13 protein-coding genes are annotated in these 22622 nt (G+C 59.5%); 5 read left to right on the top strand and 8 right to left on the bottom strand.

Going from position 1 to position 22622, the window contains the following annotated elements; translation table 11 throughout:
• Positions 1–2 precede the first annotated feature (2 nt).
• Both VVT58_RS21090 and VVT58_RS21085 read right to left on the bottom strand, forming a co-directional pair.
• Positions 3–461, bottom strand: coding sequence for a helix-turn-helix domain-containing protein (locus VVT58_RS21090; RefSeq protein ID WP_061940014.1), 459 nt, complete (start codon positions 459–461; stop codon positions 3–5).
• Positions 462–1043: 582 nt separating this feature from the next.
• Complete coding sequence (locus VVT58_RS21085) at positions 1044–2639, bottom strand: tyrosine-type recombinase/integrase (RefSeq protein ID WP_061940015.1); 1596 nt, start codon at positions 2637–2639, stop codon at positions 1044–1046.
• Positions 2640–2870: 231 nt separating this feature from the next.
• Between VVT58_RS21085 and VVT58_RS21080 the strand changes: the two genes are divergently transcribed.
• Positions 2871–3911, top strand: coding sequence for a hypothetical protein (locus VVT58_RS21080; RefSeq protein WP_226870488.1), 1041 nt, complete (start codon positions 2871–2873; stop codon positions 3909–3911).
• Between the two features lie 2456 nt (positions 3912–6367).
• Here VVT58_RS21080 and VVT58_RS21075 read toward each other — a convergent pair.
• From VVT58_RS21075 to VVT58_RS21050, 6 genes are all read right to left on the bottom strand, one after another.
• Positions 6368–7603 carry a replication initiator protein A gene (locus VVT58_RS21075; protein WP_226870473.1) on the bottom strand — a complete coding sequence of 412 codons (1236 nt, stop codon included), beginning with the start codon at positions 7601–7603 and terminating at the stop codon, positions 6368–6370.
• A 212-nt stretch (positions 7604–7815) separates the two neighbouring features.
• Positions 7816–8850, bottom strand: a complete 1035-nt coding sequence (locus tag VVT58_RS21070) for a ParB/RepB/Spo0J family partition protein (RefSeq protein WP_061940018.1) — start codon at positions 8848–8850, stop codon at positions 7816–7818.
• A complete protein-coding gene (locus VVT58_RS21065) occupies positions 8847–10049 on the bottom strand; it encodes an AAA family ATPase (RefSeq protein WP_061940020.1) in 1203 nt (400 codons plus the stop codon). The genes VVT58_RS21070 and VVT58_RS21065 overlap by 4 nt, the downstream gene beginning before the upstream one ends.
• Before the next feature lie 439 nt (positions 10050–10488).
• On the bottom strand, positions 10489–11232 hold the full coding sequence (locus VVT58_RS21060) for an RES family NAD+ phosphorylase (RefSeq protein WP_061940023.1): 744 nt from the start codon (positions 11230–11232) through the stop codon (positions 10489–10491).
• Positions 11225–11920 carry a hypothetical protein gene (locus VVT58_RS21055; RefSeq protein ID WP_226870471.1) on the bottom strand — a complete coding sequence of 232 codons (696 nt, stop codon included), beginning with the start codon at positions 11918–11920 and terminating at the stop codon, positions 11225–11227. The genes VVT58_RS21060 and VVT58_RS21055 overlap by 8 nt, the downstream gene beginning before the upstream one ends.
• A gap of 797 nt (positions 11921–12717) precedes the next feature.
• Positions 12718–13856 (bottom strand): IS3 family transposase gene (locus VVT58_RS21050; protein ID WP_099187111.1). Its coding sequence is split into 2 segments (ribosomal slippage): positions 12718–13589 and positions 13589–13856, totalling 1140 coding nucleotides; the frame shifts between segments, so codons are not numbered across the junction.
• A 421-nt stretch (positions 13857–14277) separates the two neighbouring features.
• Here VVT58_RS21050 and VVT58_RS21045 point away from each other — a divergent pair.
• The 4 genes from VVT58_RS21045 to VVT58_RS21030 all read left to right on the top strand — a co-directional run bounded on the left by VVT58_RS21045 (position 14278) and on the right by VVT58_RS21030 (position 22330).
• Positions 14278–14847 (top strand): toprim domain-containing protein, encoded by a 570-nt coding sequence (locus VVT58_RS21045; protein WP_352000170.1) that lies wholly within the window; start codon positions 14278–14280, stop codon positions 14845–14847.
• Between the two features lie 80 nt (positions 14848–14927).
• The gene (locus VVT58_RS21040; protein ID WP_061934253.1) at positions 14928–19145 is read left to right on the top strand and encodes a strawberry notch-like NTP hydrolase domain-containing protein; all 4218 of its coding nucleotides are present in this window, start codon (positions 14928–14930) and stop codon (positions 19143–19145) included.
• 69 nt (positions 19146–19214) lie between these two features.
• Positions 19215–21299, top strand: coding sequence for a ParB/RepB/Spo0J family partition protein (locus VVT58_RS21035; protein ID WP_061934255.1), 2085 nt, complete (start codon positions 19215–19217; stop codon positions 21297–21299).
• Between the two features lie 83 nt (positions 21300–21382).
• The gene (locus VVT58_RS21030; protein WP_061934257.1) at positions 21383–22330 is read left to right on the top strand and encodes an ArdC family protein; all 948 of its coding nucleotides are present in this window, start codon (positions 21383–21385) and stop codon (positions 22328–22330) included.
• Positions 22331–22622 lie beyond the last annotated feature (292 nt).

Genomic DNA, 22622 nt, shown 5'->3' with positions numbered 1-22622 from the left:
GATCAGAACAATTCGGCGTCGGCCGCCGCCAGATCGTCGAGTGCCTTGGAGCGAATCCCATCCCGCTCACGCTTGTAAGCAAACAAATCCTCGGCGCGCACGCGCCGGTGGCGCCCCACCAATGTGTGGGCAATCTCCTTCTTGTTGAGAAGGGAGATGAGATAGGGCCGCGACACGTTGAGCACGTCAGCAGCCTGCTGGGTCGTCAACATCTGACTGATCGGCACGAGGGTGACTGCGTCTCCCTTGCCGATATGCCTGAGCAGTTCCATCAGCAATTGGGATATGGCGGGTGTCAGTGTGATTTCGGTGGGGGTCTTGTCCCCCTCTTCCAGGAGGCGCAATTTTGCATCGCCGGCGGCATGCGCGGCAATGATCTTGCGAAGCTGATTGGCAGCATCCTTCTCACCAGCGGAGGGCAAGCGGCTACCGATTTCTTCCGCAAAGGCGGGCATGGTCATGGCGCGTCTCCTCTCGGCCTATATGGTCAATAATCGCAGCAAACGCAACCATCGAAGCAGACGAAACATCTCCTGCGCTGGCAGAGCAGACATTCCCACACCAGCATCTCACGTCACGACAGGATCCTGCCAGGTCGTGCGAAGCTCGAAACCTGTGGGTGAACAGCACCGTATCCACCGGTGCTAATTGTGACCTAAGCTGCTCGGGTCGGCTCATTTAACGGTCCGCACCCCACTCGTAGAGCCTTGCGCCTTAGCTCGAGGCCATTGATGATCACCAATTCCTAACAAGCCATTTGTTGTTACCAAAATGCCGGTTCATGATCATCAACGCGGATAGCATGGAGCAGACGATCCTGATCACCGATCCGTGGACGGTCGCGAGGCGGAATCGGTCGATTGCCAGACGCCTTTCCCTGAGTGAGAGAGAATCTGCTGCCGCGCTTTGTGCCACCTGTTACAGAAGCGCATCTGCGCATCGCCGGCGGCATGCGCGGAGCTGTAAATAGGCGGGAAGGTCGTGGGGGATTTCCACCCTCGCTACATGATTGATTATGGCAACAACCCGAAGCCCGACATCCGCTAACGCAGTTTGGAGAGTAGACGGCCCGCCGCACCATGTTCCGCTGCCAGATTACGATTGTAGCTGAGCGGCATCTTGGGCGATTTCCAGCGTAGTGCATCCATGATCCCGGCGATATCCTCACCCGCCGCGAACAGGTCGTTGGTGATCCCAATGCGCGTCGAATGCGCGCTGATCCCCTTGACCCATTGGGCCAGTTCGTCCTTGCTCAAATCCGGTAAGAGTCCTGCGTCCCAGGCCCCCTGGACCCGCGTCTTGAAAATCTGCGTTACCGCCTGCGGCTGCAACGCGGCACCGCCCAGGCTGACGGCCGTCATCGGATCGATGCCAGTGCGCCGCGCTGCCTTGGCTTCTGGCATCAAACTGGACAATCCCCATTGCGTGGCGGCGGCCTCCCGGCGCGCTGCAGCACGCGACACAGCGGGATCGACCGCCTTCAAGCGCTTGATAAACAACCGCCGAAAGATAGGTCCCTTCGTTATTTCAGGAACGCCCAGCAGATCGGCCATCACCGCGATCCAAGCGTTCAGGGCCAGGGTGCTCCGCATCGAGAGGAATGCGGTTGCCCCCTCCCCTTCCTGATCCGCTTTATGGCGCGGGATATGCAGTAACCGGGTGTCGGGATCACTAGCCGGCTGGATATGGGCGATGTCGATCGCGACCAATTCGGAAGCGCGCAGGCCCGTATCGTAGGCGACCGACAGCAACGCCCGGTCCCTCATCCCCTTTTCGTCGTGGGGGCATCCGTCGAGCAGCGCTTTCAGGCTCATCCCTCGCGCGTCGCCGTCAAAAACGTCGCTGACCGAACCCTTGTAGCGCAACGGCCGCGCCTGGCGCTGGGCGGTTCCCAGTTCGCGGCGCAAGGCCTTGAGCGTCAGCGCGACCAGCTTGTCCTTGGTCGGGTCGGGCAGATCGAACAGCCGGTGGAAGGTCGCGATCGCCCAGAGGGTGCGCGAAAGCGTCGCCGGCTTCGCCTTGGCGAGACTGCCCTCCCCCGCTCCGCGCGCCTTTAAATACTGGATTACCGAAATAGGCTGCGCTGGCAGCGCGCTCACCCCAGACCGGCGACATGCCTCGCCAAAGCCCGCCATGTCTGCAAGCAGACCGCGTACCGTGTTGGCGGCCATGGCGGCCAGCGTCGCCTCGACCAGATCAAGATTCGCGGCGGGCCGGCCCGTGGTCGGCAGCATCGCCAGAGCGGCTTCGAACCGCTGGAGCGGGGTGAGCGCTTGCTCCGCCGCGCGCTCCGCCCTGCGCTGCGCGACATATTGCTGGCGCGCGCCATAGGCCCAACGCTGGCCCGGTGCGGGCAGGACCAGTGTGGTCGGCCGAACTCCCTCGGCGGTCGCCAACGGCGCGAGCGGTCCAATCGCCACCGATGGGTCGGCTTCTTCAATGACCAAGGGCGCAACATTGCCCTCCGCTGCGCGGACCGATACCGCTTGCCCGTCCTCCATCGGCTGGTCGTCGCCCATGACCGCGCTTCCAGCGACGTCCGTTTGCTCCACCGAAGGAACAGGCGTATGATCCGACTCGAAGGCCGGATCGAGAAAGGCGCGCAGCCCGCGCAACGGTCTTCTGCCTTCGCCAGTCATCCCAGTCCGCTCATATTGGTACAAATCGAAGGCAAAATCATATAGCGAACAACATTTTGGATCAATGATAATGGCCCTTGTCATTGATCCAATATTTTAGATGCACCAACAGACTTTCTAAAAACGTCTTTCAGTTTAATATCTGATCCGATAACCCAGACAAACAGGCCGTTTAATGAATCGAGTCTGGAACGATACACCTCGCCATTAAAGGCGAGATTTTGGCGAAAAATGATGGCTTCCTCCCCTCCCCTGCTCGATCCGGCCTTGCTCCTTGCCTATGCCGACGCGCAAACCGCGCTCGCACGGGTGGAAGAACGCCTCCGGCTCAGTCCCGTCCGCCTGCCCTGGAAGGCGCGCATGGCGCTGGCTGAGCGGCAAGCCCTGGCCGGGATCGACGCCTATGAACTCCCCGAGGACGCGGTCACGATCAACGGCCGAGGACGCGCCATCACCAGTGCCTATGACCTGACCCATTGGAAGCACGCCATCGGCATGCCGATCACCCTGGACGAACTCATGGCCGACCCCTCTGCCCTGCTGGCGTGGCTCGGTGCTGAAACCGGTCCTTCCGACGAGCACATCCCGGGCCGCCGCGAGCCATGGGAAATGCTACCGGCAATCGAGGCCTGGAGCAAGGCCTGCCAAGTACTACCCCCCTCCCCTCCCCTGCTCCATGGCGGCCGGATCGCCGCGCTGTGGCGGCAGTTCGCGCCCCTCGCCCGCGGTGATGTCGTGGCCAGCCTGCTGATCGGCGATCGCTGGGGTCCGGGGCGCTGGAACGGATCGCAAGGTGGACTGACAGCCCTCGGCCTGCAACGCGCGGGCGGTCCCTGGAAGATCGCTTCAGGCCACGAGCTCGACCACCTCTGGCTCGGAGCCATCGTCGCCGGGGCGAACGCCCATCTCGACCTGGAGGTGCAACTGCGAAGCTATGCGCAGCGGGCCGCTCTCCATCTTGCGGACCGCCGACGGCTCGGACGACTCAAGGACGTGATCCTGTTCGCGATGGCCCGTCCCGCCATTACCAGCAGCCAGGTCGCGAAGCAGTTTGGGCTGACGTCCGCCGGCGCGATCAAGCTACTGGCGACCGCCGAGGCCGAGGGACTGCTCATCGAGCGGACCGGTCAGGCGAGCTTTCGCAGCTACACGATCCCCGTCAGCGGGGTGGCCCCCTCCCCCGCCCGATCTCGGCCGCCGGTCATCGACCTCTTTGAGCCCACAATTTGGGATGATGAGGGTGAAAATCACGTCCCGCCAGAGCCCCTGTGAGCGCCAAAACGAGGGCACCCCTTACCATTTGACCTGAAAGATTTCGATGCGTCCTACGGCCTTCTGACAGCATTTTAGGGATATTTCATGTTTTGTTCGCATGCTCCGCTTCTGAGTTGCATCGAATTGGGTAACGACGCGTGCGTGATCGCTCTGTTCACGTGAGGTTTCTTAATACTGGAGGGGTACTGCATCATTCTATCGTAACAGCTTTGGTGTGGCCGTCCGATCGACCGGGTCCCCCGACGGTCCTTCCCAGATTAAGGCGACTTCATAAGTTCATCAGATGCAGTTTTCGCTAGGCCGATCAATGTAGCTAGGAAAGTATTCCGTCCCCCGCCTCGGGTGGCTACCAGGTCCGCAGCGGAAAGCAGCTCACTGATGAATTCTTCTGTGCCACGCTGCCTGATTGATGCAAGGCCGTTATAAAGGTGCGGCGTATTGTGGCCATTCATAGCGACCGTCAGATGCCTCAAACGCCAGCATCATTTACGGCGCAGCGACCCTCATCGGGGTAAACCGGAGGATTTTCTTGCGGGGGGAGCTACCTCTAACAGCGGTCTAGTTGGAGGAACATCGAGAAGTTTTATGAAGGTAATCTCATCTAAAAATTCAAACTCAAATCTCAGCGCCGTAGGCGCCATGGTTATGGGATTATGGAGAAGTTAGAGAGTTAAGAGAAGTCGCACCTGATGCGAATCGTGCTGACTCCACGATTCGCAGATTTTGGGGTCGGCGCGATGGCACGATAGATCATCCGTGATGGCACGTTCTCAGCGGCGCGATAGCACGATCGGGCTTCTGTGATAGCACGATTGCCTAAACTGAGAGCGGCGACACTCTGGCTCTGATAGCACGATGGAATGCAGTCGTGGCCTATCTACTTTCGTCGCTAAGCCCCGGCTTCGAATCAGTTTTCTTGCTGTTTCGGCTTTTCCCACCATTGCCGAAAACGAGTTGTGAACGACTCTAACGTGCTATCGGGGATGAGCTTTCCGCCGATCCAAAAATGCCTTGTGGATGTTCATCGTGCTATCAGGCACCGGGCTGTCACATTCGTCAAACATCTTTCTTGCAGGTGGCTTACCGTTGCAGGGTTCAGCCAGTTCGCATTTCTCGATCTCCCTAGGTATTAATGTGCCTAAATGAGGACTTCCCCCTCTCCTGCCGTCAGACCGCGGATCGATCACGCGTAGCGATTGCATAGTCAATCGCGGCGTCAGTCCTGTTAGGGACTTTCGATCCGAGACGTGTATGTGCTGGAGCCTGAGGACGCATCGATTACCATGATGGCAGTGTATTGGGTGGGCCGTGCGGTAAAATGAAGAAGTGCGGTGTGACCGACTTACAGGCCAGTCCTTCCTTGAACGCGCATTGCGAAGTGGGGTTTTGAGTCAAATAAACTTGGGGGAGCCGTAAGCGTTCCCCTGCTATACCAATGCAAAGGGTCGCTGATCTCGCTCAGAATGCTGAAACGTAGAGGCAGGGTTCGGAAGTCGCCATGCGAGCAGCTTCAGCAATGGACAAGATTGTGCATAGCGGCGCTGATAATAGCCGACGTGGAAGCTAATTATTTGTCTGCAGCATCAGCGGAACATCCCGCTTTAATAACCGGCAACTCGCCCTTTGGCAGGGGGCATCCGGATTCGCCTAACAGGCATAAGCGTAGAATTCGTTCGGCTACCGTGACCAAATGGGACGCAGAGATTGCACGCTTAAATGGGCAGGCGGTCGTAAGATCATCGCACCGCGTTACGAGAAATCGGGTGCTCGTACCTGCTTGACTTACTTAAGCCGCTGAGCGCTGGTGGATGCAATCGTTTAGTCGGGAGCGATGCCTCAAATCGACTAACACAAACTTTGAAGCGGACCACGTACCGGGGAGGCATGGGGGGGGGGGGCGAAGGCTCGTGTTGCCGAAGGCAACATCTTATCTATTTCATTGAAAAAACACGATAATAATGGATTTTGCGCTTTCTTGTTCTTAGAAACCTTGGGGCTGCTGGCTGAGGTCAGATTCATAGCTTCTGTATCCCGTTGTGAACGAAATAATCGTCTATCTGGTGTTTCCAAAGATATTGCGCATCGGCTTCCAACTAGCCGTACTCGAGAGAGCCATTGAATTCTTATTCGATTTTCGAAGAGGATAAGAGCCGGAAAGGGGAGGGGGGCAGATATCAGCCCCGTTGCACTGACGTCGTCCTGACGCATGCTCGCATCGTGCTATCAGACACGGCCTTGAGAGTGGCGTAACGGAGGTCTTGTCAGGGGACATCCTCTACAGTTGGGCGTGGAGCACCAGGGTAAATATGAGGCATTTCCGCTATCCGCGATAGCACGATGAACCGTACATTCTGATCTAATAGGAGTTGCCGAGAGGCATCTTTTCAGCGGGAGGAAGCCGACTTCCAACCGATGGGACGCAAACTAAGTCATCTGCAAACCCTCTAAGCCGGTTAACTGCCGGGCAAGGTGTGCTTGTTCCGCTGGTGATGGCTCTTCATGAAAAAGTAGAAGCGCTTGGAATAATTCGCCGGCAATTCGGTAAGGTTGTTTGCAATGTAATTATCAAACCTCGCCATCAGAACGTCGAGGTCCCAGCCTGGGAAATCCCGGCGAATGGCAGTGTAGGTTTCCTGATCGATTACATCTTGTGCACGGTTACCGCGGCGCCGGGTTGCCGGCTTTGCAGATGAAACGGGGGCAGGGGAGGGCGAAAGGGTTTTTGGCCCTTGTGAAGACACGCGAAAGCCATTTGCCGTGCTGGCAACCAAGGCTGCCATGTCGGCCGGGGAAACAAGATCCTCGGGATCTATTAGCGTTTCCGCAAGGCGTTTAACGCTCCGCGTTCGCGTGGCCGGCACAACCTCTCGTTTTGGTTCTGCTGCGGAAGGGGCGGGTAGAACTTGCTGAGGCTTTGCCTTCCCCTGCCAGTCTTTGCGCATTACCATCCAAAGCTTTGGATGGGCCGACTTCTCGTCCAGCACCTCTAGATGCAATTCGGGCAAGGAATCGGCACGCGCAATGGCCAGCAGCGACGCCTTGAACTTAGCTGACGTTTGCTCGCTACCGCTCTTCTGAAGAAGTGTGTCGAAACCGATAGTAAAGCCTTCCGCACCATTACCGCCGGCGTGCTTGCGTGCAGCGCGATAGAGCCAACGCTCTATCCCTCCCTTAAGATCAAAATACGCGGGATCGACGGTCAAGACGGACTTTTGGTCCAGGACGCCGTCGAAAAACCATTTTGCAAGCGTCACTTCGATGCACAGGACTTTATTGCGTCGCTCGTCGATCAACTGGGTCCAGCTATCGATCCACGAGAAAGTCACTTCCCTGGATTTGCCCTTCGCGCAAATATTCGTCTTTATGGTGGTGGCCTGCAGCCGATCGAGCGCGTCGCGCATCCGCTCATAGGCTCTCCCGGATGTATCACGGCGGATCAGTTTCATAATATCCGCTGGATGAACGCGGATCGTAGGAGACAAGTTGTTCGAGCGCTGCCGCTGCTCGTTCAAATAGGATGCGAAGAAGATCATGATGTCCGCGTCCCATATAGTCGCCATCCCGTAGTGCGGGTTGGCTGAAACGTGGACGCTCACCTGGCCATTAGGACTAAGATATTGGATCGGCTTCACGCGCTTCTTCGCTAGCGAGAAGAAGGGGCGTTGCATCGTCTCCTGATAGTCGCGCAACGATATATCCCCAAAGTCTGGCAGGGGCGTGAACATCTCAAAACTGAGCTGGACCTGCCGGCCAAGACTAGGGGGGGATTCCACCATTTTCTAAAACGCTCGAACGCTAAAAGCTGCAAGATGTTGCCGTCGGCAACATCCATGCGAACATAATGATTTTAAACGGCAAATCGGCCATTTTGTGCATTTGACAAATGGGCGCTGAGCTTGCCTCACGCCTTACCCTTTGCCCAAATCCTGGAGCGCTCAATGGCAGCCCTCAAGCTCTCCATGAGCTCGTCAATGGAACTCTCAGAAGGAACGATCTTGATCATCAACTCGCTGGCGCGATCACGTTCGACCACTCCGAATTCACGGCCCGATTGCGTAAGAAGGCTCTGCTTTTGCCTCCGTGCCCGGGCTTGCTTATTGTTCGCCGCAGACAGCAACCGCGTCACCACTTCATTGGCGGGGATAATCGCTTCGTCGAAACTCTGTTTGAGGCTCTGTTCCTCTGCGATCGAGCGGGCAGCATCTTCCATTCGCTGGCGCTTTTCCTGATCATCAATCAAAGGCAGGAGAGGCTTCGCGAAATGGAGAGTCAGATCGCGCGGTGAGCCAAAGGCAGAGACAATCGTCTGCGGCATCTCGGCAAGAGCAATATAGCGGGAAAGCGTGCCGGGACTCAGCTTCAGTCGCTCGGCCATCCGGCGCTGCACGCCTTCATAATGGGACTTGAGGGCCTCGCGATAATTTGTCGCCCGTTCGTAGTCGGAGATATCTTCCCGTTCACGGTTTTCGATATCCGCGACGCGAAATGCTGCCTCGTCGGTTAGATCCTCGATCGATGCATAGAGGCTGATCTCGGGATGATTATTGGCATTGAGCCAGGCGATCGCCCAATGCCGCCGCGTACCGGTGATCAGTTCATAGCGCTTCTCCCCATTGGGGGTCGGACGGACGATGACAGGAATTCGGTTCCCATTTTCCGCGACGAGCGAGTCAATCAACGTGCGGACTCGATCTTCGCTCAGGGCTGAATAGTCCCGTGCGTTGCCCGGCCAGATCGACACTTCATCAGGCTTGAGCGAAATCGCCGGCTTTTTTAGCATCTTGGCGGCTTCTTCGAAATTATCGAGCCGCCGCGTCGCGAAATTCATTGGTTTGCGGGCGCGGGACTGGGCTGGCCCTTCAGCAGCGGACGTGCTCTCACCTTGCTCTGCAGCCGCATTGGCAATGACTTCGTCGAATAACGCGCGCTTGCTCATGCGGCCTCACCATCCAGCATATTTTGATCGCCAAAACCCGTCAGACTCGTGGAGGGCCATTGTTGCCGGATCACATGAAGGATCTCCGAAAAAACCAGATCGAGGTTGTCTCGGCAACGGGTAAAGGTTTTGTGCGAGGAGATCGGCTTGTCGGACTCATAGACCGACCGGAACTCCTGTACCGAATTCTTGATTTCTTCAGACGCTAGAATGGGATTGGTCAACATGTTCGTGCCGCACATCTGCTGCAAGATACGCAGCATACCGGCCTCCCCATCGGCGGATCGCGAGTAATTTGAGGCAACAACTCGAATAAAGTCGTAATTCACGCCCATGTTATATTCATTGAGAGCTTCCAGCGTGTCGGCAATGTTGGTCATGAAGTGAATTGTCGATAGAAAATCGAGCTGCCGGGCCGGAACCGGGACAACGAGACCGCTCGCAGCGGCCATAACATTCATCCCGAGAAATCCCATTGCTGGAGGTGGATCGAGTAGCATCACATCAAATTCGCGGCGAACTTGACTGATACCGGCCCTGAGCAAACCGAACCTACGCATGATCTCTTCGCGCCCTTCCGCGCCTGCGACCATGTGCCACTCAATTTCACCCAGGCCTAGGCTCGACGGGACGATCTTGGTCGTTGGCCAAGCGGTATCACGGATGGTGCGGCGAAATTCGCTGAGCGGCGCGGAAGGAGCCAAGAAATGCGCAAGCGTCTCGTCGCTATCCCAGAGTTCTTCCTGGTCCACGTCGAACAAGGAACTGGTCGAGGCTTGAGGATCGCAATCTACGACGAGTACCCTTAGCCCCTGAAGCGCAAGATAATCGGCCAGATGCTTGGTGATCGTGCTTTTCCCGACGCCACCCTTGAAATTCTGAACGGCTAAAACGACCGCAGGCTCATGTGCCTGCTTTCCCGGAATGATCCCGAGAGACTGACGGATGAGCGTCAGATCCTCGAGCGTGTAATAGCGCCGACCGTTGGCACCAATCTTGGGGGCCGGCAGCCGACCTTTCGCCTCTGCCTTAGTCAACGCCTCGGGAGTGCGACCGATTAAATCCGCTGCGCGTCCCGGACCAAAGGTCAATTCGAGATTTTTCCGGGCCCGCGGTCGAAAAGCGACCTTCTTCAACTGGGCACTAAGGGCCTCACCGTTTTCGACCATGGCCTTCAGGTTGGAAACGGTATCAATCATAAAGGAGCCCCAGCCGAATCATTCGCGAAGTACGGTTGCCAATAAAATATGAAGCATCGCTATGGTTGTCAATAAATTGCCGGTTTAGGAGATTTTTTCCGAACTAGGTTGCGACGGAAGGTTCGAAAATGCTCTTTTGCCACGAACCACCTGTATCTGCAGCCACCTTTCCTCGTACCCAGAAGGTGCGAAAGGCAATGCCCTGTACTGATTTCCCGCCTCAACATGCACACGGCGCGAAAGGACGGGGACAAATCACCGCATACTCGTCCCTTGGTTGGCCATGTGCCAAGGTGAGGATGCTTTGCGCGAGTTCGGACGAAGCAGCACAATAGCCCCGTCACGCAGCGATACGCTGCGGCTCACCTTCTCAAAGAATCCAGTCCGCATCTGAAAATCGTTTGACCGATGGCACTTGATCGCTCCAACCAGCGGCGGCTTATCTGCCGATAAGCTTCACCCCTATGTCGTCGGCCAATTTGACGAGTCCCGCATAAGTCGCGTCATCTCCGACAAGGTCAACCGATGGCGCGGTAAGGGTCAAAAGACCCGGCGCAAGCCGGTCCCCAAAGAGGATGATCGCCTGAGCAGTGTCGTCCTGGCGAGACACCCAGCATAAGCCTTGCACGTCGGCGCATTGGGCATGAACCGCTTCGGCCCATGCTCGCGTCTGCGGGTAGAGATCCTTTTCCGTGTCAATCAGATCGGCGCGTGGGATACCAAGCTTCCGCAGGGCCTTGTTGGTGAGGTTCGCAAGCGTCAGCTCGGCAGCTGAAATGAGCTGCGAATGATGATGATGCCGGATTTTCCGCTTGGCGACTGTCTTCAGGCCCGCTGCAAAGGGGACATCGTGGAAGACAGTTTCCATCACTGCACACTCGAAGGTCGTGCCGCCATAGACGGTTGGGATAGGATTGCCGGCGGCATCACAGATCGGACTGAACCGCGCATTGCCGTTGAGACCGGGATTAAACTGATCCGCCGTGTACACATCTGGATGGACACGATGAATGATCTCGCCAGATGTCCAGCTTGTCCGCTTCACCAACTTATCGAGGTCCGACGGCGGTGCCTTGATCAACCGCGTCGCACCAATGCCGGCAGCCGCGCGGGTCGCTGTCGGGACATCAGGAGCGGTGGACTTGCTGGACATTGGGGTGGCCGGACGTTTGGCCTTACCCATGCAGCACCCCTGCCATCTCGTCTTCGGCCGCCGCAAGCACGCGGTCAGGCGCGCTCGCCAAAATATCCTTCGGCGCCACGCCACCCAGGAAGCTGTTCGCAGACGCGAACCAGACCGCGATATCCCAATCTTCCAAATCATTGCCGAACAGCTTCAGGATTGGCGCGAGCTGCTTGACAGGGCGATAGCCCGCATCTGCATCGAGGGCGTAACCAGGATAATAGTCGCTGCCATTGCGCCGCAAGGCGAAGATCTTGCCCTCGCGCTTCCACTTGTTGGGCTGCGCGCTGGCATTTTGTCCGCTAAAACCAGCAATCTCTGATAGTTGGGCAGCGCTCAACCATTCTCCGCTTTCCAGAACCGCCTTGCGCGCTTCGGCGTTCATCCTCGCTTCGGTCAGCAGGTGCTCGGGCAACGGAACCTGTGGGACAAGGGCGTCGACCAGCTTTTCGAGCGTCGCATTTTCCTGATCAGCGATCTTGCGTACGATCATCGGTGCAATGAGGCGCACGGCCTCTGCAAATGCCGCAGTAATCCGCTTGCTGCCATGGTCGAGCTTGAGCGCAACGATCTGGTCATCGTCCGCCCCCTTCAGCCGCTCGCGGATTTCATGCACAGAACCGGCCAGCGCCTCAATGCCGAGACTGGCCAGTTCGCTATTGGGGATCGATGCCATCATCTGTTCCATTCGAATATCTCGGTTATCAATATACAGTGATAATCTTAATATTCAATGGTCCATCGTGACCGAGCCGGTTTGCTTTCGTAGGCAGTCGTAGCCGGTACTCGGGAACGCTCATCGCTCACGTGTACGAGACGATGGAAACCGCCGCCGACACACTCACGAATAATGCTTCGACATGGCGCTTGCTGGACCTATGCTCCCCGTCCAACGACTCGTAGGAGAGGGCATAATGAGGACGTCGAACGACGCCGGCTATCCATTCCATCGGTCACAGCCAGAGGCACGAAAGGCCATCGACGCGCTCCTTCGTGGGGATTGCGCAGAAGCTATTTGCATCCAACCCGAACTTGCCCTTCGCCCGCAAATGCGCGCCATGGCCGCGATGCGGCCCCCTTCATTCATGCATTAGAGGATTGCCGCGGTAGCCCGTCCGCGTCCTGCAGGTATCGGCATCGAGGAGATGTTACCGCCGCGTTCGCCGATGGGACCGGCACGCAAAGCAATCCATATTCAGGCTTGCAGCAATAACCCTTAATAAGAGCGTCCGCGGCACGCTCATATTAAGGGTTATTGGTCATTGGCACCGGACCCAGGCACGCGCGAATTGTAGCTGCCATGGCCGTAGCGAGGCCGGAAGAGAGGTGGCCGGGTTGGTCTGAACAGGGATCGGCACTTGATAAGTGGATCGTCTGCCGGTTCTTTGCTCGCACTGCCGATATGGGGCGTCATGTAGGGAGGGCGTAGCCCGACCGGAGTGACGCCCCATATCGGCGGCCAAATTAGCTTCGCTGGCCTTTGGCTCATGCTGCCATCGCCAGCGGCAGGTTGTCAAAATATGCCTGGTCCGGGGTCCGGGCACCAAGGCTCGAATGCGGCCTCCTTGCGTTGTAAAAGTTCAGATAACGACCGATCGATACCCGGGCTTCGCTGACCGCGGCGTAGGCGCGGAGGTAAACCTCCTCGTATTTCACCGAGCGCCACAGGCGCTCGACCACCACATTGTCGCGCCATGCGCCCCGTCCGTCCATGCTGATGGCGATTTCCTCCCGGTGCAGCACGCTGGTGAAGGCGAGCGAAGTGAACTGACTGCCTTGGTCGGTGTTGAAAATCTCCGGTTTTCCGAAGCGCGCGAGCGCTTCCTCCAATGCTTCGACACAGAAGTCGGCCTCCATCGTGATCGACACCCGCCAAGCCAGGACCTTCCGGCTGAACCAATCGACGATGGCCACGAGATAGACGAACCCCCTCGCCATCGGGATGTAGCTGATGTCCGTCGCCCAGACCTGGTTGGGCCGCACAATCGGCAGTTTGCGCAGCAGGTAGGGGTAGATCTTGTGCCCTGGCATCGGCTTCGATGTGTTCGGGCGACGGTAAATCGCCTCGATCGCCATCTTCTTCATCAGCGTGGCGACATGCTGGCGGCCGATCCCGATGCCTTCCTGCCGCAGCAGATCGCGCAGCATCCGACTGCCTGCGAATGGAAATTCGAGGTGCAACTCGTCGATGCGCCGCATGATCGTTAGATCCGCCGCCGAGACCGGCCTGGGCAGGTAATAGACGCTCCCCCGGCTGATCCCCAGTTCCCGCGCCTGCCGGGCCAGCGGCAAACTGTGCGAACGGTCGATCATCGTTTTGCGCTCGGCAACAGACCGGCCTTCCCGAGCGCGCCGGCCAAAAAATCATTCGCCAGCGTCAACTCGCCGATCTTGGCGTGCAGCGTCTTCACGTCGACCGGCGGTTCGCCCGTTTCCGACGCGTTGCCCGAACCAAACACGCCTGCTGCGCCCTCCAGCAACTGGCTACGCCACGTCGTGATCTGGTTCGGATGCACGTCAAATTGCTGCGCCAACTCGGCCAGCGTCTTCTCGCCCTTCACGGCAGCCAATGCCACCTTCGCCTTGAAAGCCGGGCTGTGGTTCCGGCGGGGTCGTTTGCTCATCTCTGCTCCTGTCTCGCGGCCATCCTGGCCGCCGTCAGGCAGAAAATCCACTTAGCTCACTGTCCAGTTTTGCCAGGCCACCTCTGAAGAGAGAAGAGGGGGAGGGGCATGAGCAGGAGAAATGCTTATGTCCCTCATTGCGCACAAACCATCCCAGGAACTCGTCGATCTGGTCCAGGCCCTTGGTGGCAGGTGGCACGGTCCCATTGCCATGTGCCGGTGCCCGGCCCATGCCGACAATGATCCGAGTCTATCCCTTCGGCAGGGCGATCGGGGTATATTGGTCACCTGCTTTGCCGGCTGCACCCGTGAGGACGTTCTTCGAGAATTGACCCGGGTTCGCATCACCCAGCGCGGAACGCCACCTGAAACGACAAGCCGGGCTGGCACCGGCAACGCCGTTCGCGTCTGGAACGAGGCCGTGGACGTTCGTAACACGCTTGGCGAACGCCATCTGGCGCGGCGTCACTTCACCACGATTCCGCCGGATGTCCGCTATCATCCGCGCTGTCCCTATTTGCCCAAACCTCACACCCAGTTCCTACCCGCTTTGCTGGTCGCAGTTCGCGAGCGACGGCAACTGACGGCGATTCAGCGAATATTCCTCGACCCGGAAACGGCTGACTACACACACAAGGCGATGCTGGGAACGCCCCGGCACGGTGCGTGGCAGGGTGGATATCCTCGCCGGATTCTGGGGATTGCCGAAGGCTTCGAAGACGCCCGCGCCTTCACATTGCTGCGCAACATTCCCTGCTGGGCGTCCCTCGGCGCGCGCCGATTTGATCAGCTGATCATCCCTGATCATGTCGAGATCCTGATGCTCGCCCACGATAATGATCCTGAGGGCCTCCGTGCCGCCAACGTGGCCGCTCAGCGCTATGCTCGGCCGCGTCTCGCTATCCACCATGCTCCGCCGTCCGTGAATTTCGGTGATTGGGCCGAGCTTCTCGCCGCCCGCATGGAGCAGGGGGCGAACCTTCCTGGCTGATACGGTCCGGGACAGGAAAGGGGAGGGGGATCGGGAGAAGGTGCAGCTGCCAGGAGGGCAGCCAACCTTCGGAGATCTTCATGACCGACCTGTTCGAGGCAACCGCCCGCGCCGACCGCGAGGCCGCTGACTTGCTTTGTCGCCATCTTGACGGCAATGAACCGATAACACGTCGCCACCTCAATGATGCCATGGTGCAGGCCTTCGGCGGAAGCGATGCCGACGGCCGCTGGACCCAGCGCGACAGCTTCGAGATCCTTGAACATGCGCTGGCGCTGCATCTGGTGCGGCAACCGACGCCGCCATCATCGCTGACCGAGGTGCGAGCCGCCATCACCTTGGTTGACCGCTTGCCCACCCAGACGGTGCGCAGCGAGCAACAGATTGCCTGGCAGCAATTCTCCACCCCCGTCGATATCGCTGCGCTGGCTGTGGTGCTCGCAGATGTGCAGCACGATGACATCATCCTGGAACCCAGCGCGGGCAACGGCCTACTGATCGCCCAGTGCGGTCCACATGAATCGTTGCACCTCAACGAACTGGATCCAGCCCGCCGCGCGCGGCTCGCCTCCGCATTCCCTCATGCCAGCATCACCGGCCATGACGGGGCGACGCTCAATTCCACCCTCGCATCAATCGAGCGGCCGACGCTCGTTCTCATGAATCCGCCTTTCGCGCGCTCGTTTGGACGCGGTGCCGATGACTATGCCGCCGTTCGTCATCTCCAGGCCGCGCTCAGGATGCTTCGCCCAGGTGGAAGACTCGTCACTATCATGCCCGACTGGTTCAGCAACAACGGTCGGATGCGCGACCAGTTCGAAACCACCCTGCGCGATACAAGCGTGCGAACCTCGCTGCGCTTGGAAAAATGCTACACCAAGCATGGCACATCGATCGCCGTCAGGTTGTTCGTGATCGACAAAGTGCCGGGCGGCACAGTTCCATCGACGATCCAGCGGGCCTCCGTTGCGGATTTCCTAGATTGCTGCACGGTTGCTGCGCGCTCGGAGGTTCGGACCGTCACGGCCCCCGCGCCCAAACGTAGCGCGGGCATCTCCCTGTTCCGCGCGGTCAAAAGCACCAAGCCCGCGCCACGACCCTGGCATGCGCCGGTGAAAAATGATGTCCTGCCGGTCGATTACACGCCGCTCGATATCCCGGCGCCGCTGCTCGAACAGACCGGCATCTATCTTCCCTATCGGCCCAGCCGTATAGCTTTCACATCCGCCGGCGAACATCCGACCGCACTGGTGGAGTCGATCGCCATGGGGTCGATCCCGGCGCCCATCCCAAGCTACGTCCCGCATTTGCCCGAACGGACCGTCACGGAACGGCTGCTCTCCGCATCCCAGCTCGAAACCGTCGTCTATGCCGGCCACGCCTGGTCGCAATTCCAGCCGGGACGCTCCAGGCCTGACAAGGAGGGCGTTGGCCTTGTCATAGCCGAAGATGGCGACCGTTATCGCAAGGGCTTTTTCCTGGGCGACGGCACCGGGGCAGGGAAGGGGAGGCAGGTCGCCGCCTGCATCCTCGACAATTGGCTCGCCGGCCGTCGCCGCAACATCTGGGTTACCAAGAATGAGCCGCTGCTCGAAGACGCGCGCCGCGACTGGACTGCGCTCGGTGGCGTCGCAGCCGATATCCAGCCGATCAACAACTGGAAGATCGACGAGCCCATCACGCTCCAGGACGGGGTGTTGTTCGTCACCTATCCGACCCTCCGCTCGATGCGATCCGATCATAGCCGCTTGCGGCAGATCATTGAGTGGGCAGGGGCTGATTTCGAAGGCGTGATAGCCTTCGACGAAGCCCATGAGATGGGCGGCGTGGCAGGCGGGGAAGGGGCTCTTGGCGCCAAGGCTGGATCGCAACAGGGTATCTGCGGCGTCCGGCTCCAGAACCATCTTCCGCTCGCTCGCGTCCTCTATGCGTCGGCCACCGGCGCCTCCGAGGTCAACAATCTTGCTTATGCGGTGCGCCTGGGGCTGTGGGGACCAGAAACGGCCTTCGCCGATCGGGAACGGTTCATCACCGACATCCGTCAGGGCGGCATTGCGGCCATGGAATTGGTGGCGCGTGATTTGAAGGCCATGGGCCTCTACCTTTGCCGGGCGCTGAGCTTCGCCGGCGTTGAATATGATGTGCTCAAGCACAGCCTGACCCCGGCACAGATCGAGATCTACGACATCTATAGTTCGGCGTGGTCGGTCATTCATCGCAATATGGAGGCGGCGCTTGAACAGACCGGCGTTGTCGATGGCCTTGAGAACACGACCCTCAATAGCGGCGCCAATGCCGCGGCGCGGTCGCGCCTGCACAGCACGGTGCAGCGCTTCTTCGGCCAAGTGCTTCTCTCGATGAAATTGCCGACAGTGATCGCTGCGGTCGATCACCATTTGCGCGAGGGTCAATCGGTGGTGCTGCAGCTTGTGACCACGGCAGAGTCCATTCTCGATCGTCGCCTTGGAGCGCTCAGTCCTGATGAGCGGGCGGAGCTTAGTTTGGACTTGTCTCCGGTCGATTTCATGGTGGATTATCTCGAACGCGCCTTTCCAACGCGCCAAATGCGGGTCTTCACCGACGATACTGGCACCGCCCGATCGGAGCCGATGACCGATGATCATGGTAATCCTGTCTATAACCCACAGGCCGAAGCGGCGCGCGCCGGGCTCATAGAGCATATCTGCGCGCTACCGCCGATCGCGGCCGCGCTCGATGGGCTGCTGGAGCATTTCGGCCATGACCATGTCGCCGAGGTCACCGGGCGGACCAAAAGGCTGGTATCGACCGGCGGTGGCGCGCAGAAGCTGGAAAGCCGATCCACCCGCTCGTCCCAGGCCGACGCTGCGGCATTCATGGCTGGAACCAAGCGCATCCTGGTCTTTTCCGACGCCGGCGGCACCGGCCGCTCCTATCATGCTTCGCTCGACGTGGTGAACCAGGAGCAGCGCGTTCATTTCCTGCTCGAACCGGGGTGGCGCGCTGACCGGGCGATCCAAGGCCTCGGCCGAACCCACCGTACCCACCAGGCCAGCTCCCCGCTGTTCCGGCCGGTCACGACCGACTGCAAGGGCGAGTTGCGCTTCACCAGCACGATCGCCCGGCGGCTCGATAGCCTGGGTGCGCTCACGCGCGGCCAGCGCCAGACCGGCGGCCAAAACTTGTTCGACCCTGCCGACAATCTGGAGAGCGAATATGCCTGTGCCGCGCTGACCAGCTGGTTCCACCTGCTCGTGAACGGCAAACTTCAGAGCGTCAGCTTTACCGAGTTCGAGGAGCTGACCGGGCTCGAACTGACCGACAAGGACGGCATATTGAAGGAGGACCTGCCGCCGATCCAGCGCTGGCTCAATCGCTTGCTCGCGCTCCCCATCGATCTTCAGAACCGGATTTTCGACGAGTTCCTGACGCTGGTCGAAACCCGTGTCACGGCTGCGCGCGAAGCGGGGCGGCTCGATGTCGGCGTCGAAACCATGTTGGTTGATGATGCGACCATCCTTGATGATACCGTGCTGCGCACCGATCCGCTCAGCGGCGCCACCTCGCATCTTATCACCATCGAGGTTGCCCGACGCCGAACGCCCGTATCGCTGGAACGCATCCTTCGGATCGCCGATGCCGATGATGCGTCGGAGTTTCTGATCAACGGCAAGTCCGGCAAGGTGGCGCTACAGGTGCAGGCACGCTCCCTGATGGAAGAGAATGACGGTACGCCCATTCCCCGCGTCGAGCTGATGCGGCCCACCCGGCGGGAATATCAGCGCGTAGCGGACATGTTTGAAACCGCCTGGAAACCCATCTTGCGCGAGGATTTTGCCGAGCGCTGGGCGGCCGAGGCCGATGAAGCTGCGCAGACGCTGGAACGCGAGACCATCCGGATAGCGACCGGATTGCTGCTGCCCATCTGGTCAGCGCTTCCGAGCGATCATCTGATCGTCAACCGCATTGCCACGGCCGATGGCCGCTCTTGGCTGGGCCGCATGGTCTATGATGAACATGTCGCCCACCTCTACACCAAGCTAGGCGTGGATCGTGCCGACAATCTCCCGGCGGACCAGATTGCGAAATCGGTTCTGTCGGGCCGGAGCGTCGACCTTGTCCGTCCCTTCGCGATCACCGTCAAGCGGGCGATCGTGAACGGCAAGCCGCGTATCGAACTGGTCGGGGCGCCGGCGGCCCAGTTGCCTTGGCTTAAATCGTTGGGCGCCTTCACTGAAATCATCCAGTTTCGGACTCGGGTCTTTTTGCCGGTGGCCGAAGCGGAGTTGATCCTGGGGAAAATCCTCGAACCAACCTGATGCGATGAAAGGGAAGGGGGAGCGGGGAGGGTGTCCGGGCTGAACCGGACGCCAGAAGGAGTTACCCCCGTGATCGATTCCATCAAGCTCTCCAAGCTCCGCCTTTCCCCCATCAACGTCCGCAAGCGGCCCGATGATCAGCTTCAGATCCCGCAATTGGCCGCCGATATTGACGCGCGCGGCGTTCTCCAGAATCTGCTGGTCACGCCGGCGAAGAAGCCACGCGGCACCTTTGAGGTGTTCGACGGCGGCCGCCGGCTGCGCGCGCTCATGCTGCTCGCCGAACAGGGTGACATTGATGCGGGCGCCTATGATGTGCCAGTGAAGGTTCTCCAGGGCGACGAAGCGACACTCACCGAAACCTCGACCGCTGCCAATTTCCAGCAGTTGCGGATGACGCCAGCCGAAGAATGCCGGGCCTTCCAGCATTTCATCGGCACGAGCGGCGATATCGACGGGGTCGCGAAACGCTTCGGTGTCACCCGGCGCTTCGTGGAAGGCCGGCTGCGGCTCGCCTCGCTTGCCGAACCAATCTTCACCGCGCTCAGCGAAGGCGAGATTACGCTCGATATGGCTAAGGCCTTCGCTTCGACCGAAAATCGCGACAAGCAACTGCTCGTCTGGGACAGTTACAATATTTCCTACACCTCGGCCGATACCATCCGCCGTGCCATCAGCAACGAGACGATGAACGCCAGCGACGCGATCGCCATTCTCGTCGGGCACGAGCGCTACGAGGCGGAAGGCGGACGGATCGACCGCGATCTCTTCAGCGAAAATGGCGATCGCTGGATCGACCCGGAAATCGCCCACCGTCTCGCCGGCGAGATCATGGAAGCGGAAGCCGCGCGCCTGGGCGAAGAGAGCGGCCTTGCCTGGATCCGCCCGATTGCCAGCAGCTATACCCATAGCGCGGCGCATGGACTGTACCGCGTCCATCTCCCGCAGCCCGAGCTGACCCTGGAACAGGCCGAGCGTCTTCAGGCGATCGAGGTGCGCCGCGAGGAGATCGAAACCGAGCTCGAAGATGAGGATTTGGCCGAAGAAGCCTACGATACGCTCAACAGCGAAGATGACGCGCTCTTTGCCGAATGGCAGGAAATCGACAATCGCGCTCCCATCCTGCCCGACGCTTATAAGCCGTTGGTCGGCCTTTTCCTCACCCTCCAGCCCGACGGCGCGATGAAGCTCGACAGCTGCTATTATAGCGAGCAGCCCATCCGTACCGAGGCCGAGGAGGGGAGGGGCACTGGCAATGGCAGCGAGGGAACCAGCCTCTCGGGCGGGGGCGGTGCCTCCCCAGCGCCCAGCCTTCCGCCGGAAAATGTCGCGCCCGGCGGCAAGCCACTCAGCGCCCGTCTCTATGATGAACTCGCGATGCAGCGCCGCGACATATTGGCAGCGGCCCTCCTGGCTGAACCAGCGCTTGCGCTCGACTATGCAATCTTCTGCATGGTCGACGAGCGCGGTTACGGCTCGGACCCGGTCGGCTCCACTATCCGGGCCGGCAAGCCGCAGGATCCTGTTTCGGGTGCGGTGCCTGCTTCCCATGCCCGCGATTATCTTGCCGAGGCCCATGATGGCCTCAATGTCGCATGGAAGGATCACAAGTCGGTCATCGATCGCTTCGAGGCATTCCGCGCCCTGGATGATGATAGCAAGGCGGCATGGCTTGCTTTCGCGGTGGCGATGTCGCTGGAGGCCAAGGCCGGATATCGCAACGAGCAGGTGCCTCTCCACGATCGGCTCGGTACCATACTCGAAATCGACTCCGCCCATTGGTGGCGGCCGACGTCGGAAAATTATTTCGATCGCATTCCCAAGGCCTCGACGCTGGCGCTGCTCAATGAGGTTGGGGGACCGGCCGTCATGGCGCGGCATGCGACGCTCAAGAAGCCGGAGATCTCCGCGAGCTGCCATAAACTGTTCGCCGGCGAGTCGATCGTCGAACCGGAGGTGAAGGAAGCGGCTCTCGCCTGGGTTCCGGACATCATGCGCTTCCGCGACACCGCTGCCGACAGCGTCGAGCCAGCGGAATCGGTCGAGGCTCAGGACCCCGAGGCCGGCGAACGGAACGACGAAACCGGACAAGACGATGCGGTCGATGAGACCGCCGAAGAAGAAGCGGTGGATGACGCGGCTGAAGCGGCCTGATCGATCGCCCCTTCTCTCCCGACGACCCGCCGGCACGATCGACCCGTCGGCGGGTCCACGCCTCGCACCTTAGGGGAACGGCCATGGCGTCCAAGAAGACAAGCCGCGAGGTCGCGGCAGAAATCACCGCGCTCATTATCCGCAAGCTGGAAGAAGGTGTGGCGCCCTGGAAACGGCCCTGGGCTGTCACTGGCGCCGGTGGCCGGCCGCTGCGCCATTGCGGCACGCCGTACACCGGCATCAATAATCTTTATCTCTGGGCGATTGCTGACGCCTGCGGCTATCGCTCGCGCTTCTGGATGACCCGCCGGCAAGCCGAGGAGCTTGGTGGCAATGTGCGGTCCGGTGAGTCCGGTTCGCTCTCCGTCTATTATTCGGCCTTTACCAAAAGGAAGAATGATCCAGCGACCGGAGAGGAACGTGATCGCAAGTTTCGCTTCCTGCGCCACTATGTCGTTTATAATTGCGATCAGGTCGATGGCCTGCCCGACTTCTACTATCCACCGGTCCTGCCGGACACACCTATCGACCCATCGGCACGGCAGGCTGAGATCGATCGCTTCTTCAACGCCATACCCGCTGATGTCCGCCATGGCGGCAATGAAGCCTATTATAATCCGTCACGGGATTATATTCAGCTGCCCGCTCCGCGATCATTCAAGTCGATGGATTATTATGCCAGTGTTCGCGCGCATGAAAGCCTGCACTGGTCCGGTTCCGCGTCACGCCTGGCAAGAGTATTCGGCAAGAGATTTGGCGACAAGGCTTATTGCTTCGAAGAACTCGTCGCCGAAATAGGTTCAGGTCTGATTTGTGCTGATCTTGGACTGCCCCATGAACTGCATGATAGTCATGCAAGCTACGTAGGTCAATGGATTTCCGTTTTGAAAGCGGACACGACCGCGATCATCCACGCGGCGTCCAAGGCCGAGCAGGCCTTTACCTATCTGCGACAATTCAGCGAAAGCACAGATGAGGTCAATAAACCTATGCCTGCCGCTGCGGACCACCCGGCCGCGCTGGCCGCCTGATCGGGAGACACATCATGGCCCTGGAAATCTCGAAAATGCTTCACCTCTCGACGGCCCATGTTACGCCAGCTGTCGCCGAGGCCTTGGACCGTCATGTCGAAGTCGTCCATCCTCCCGGTCAGAAATCCGATCCAGGCCTATGGCAAAGTCATCTCGTGCCGAACGCTGGTCGGAATATGGTTGGTTCATCTGGGTCAAGTCGACCAGCCGTGAACTGATGCCAAAGCGGCTGCAGGAATGCCTCGCTTTTGCCGAGGGCATCGGGATAACCTGGATCAGTTCGACCGCGACT

Origin of the sequence: Sphingobium sp. SJ10-10 (genome assembly GCF_036038995.2) — a bacterium.
GTDB lineage: Bacteria > Pseudomonadota > Alphaproteobacteria > Sphingomonadales > Sphingomonadaceae > Sphingobium.
Note: the sequence above shows the minus strand (reverse complement) of the source record. Positions and strands in the feature narration are given on the sequence as shown.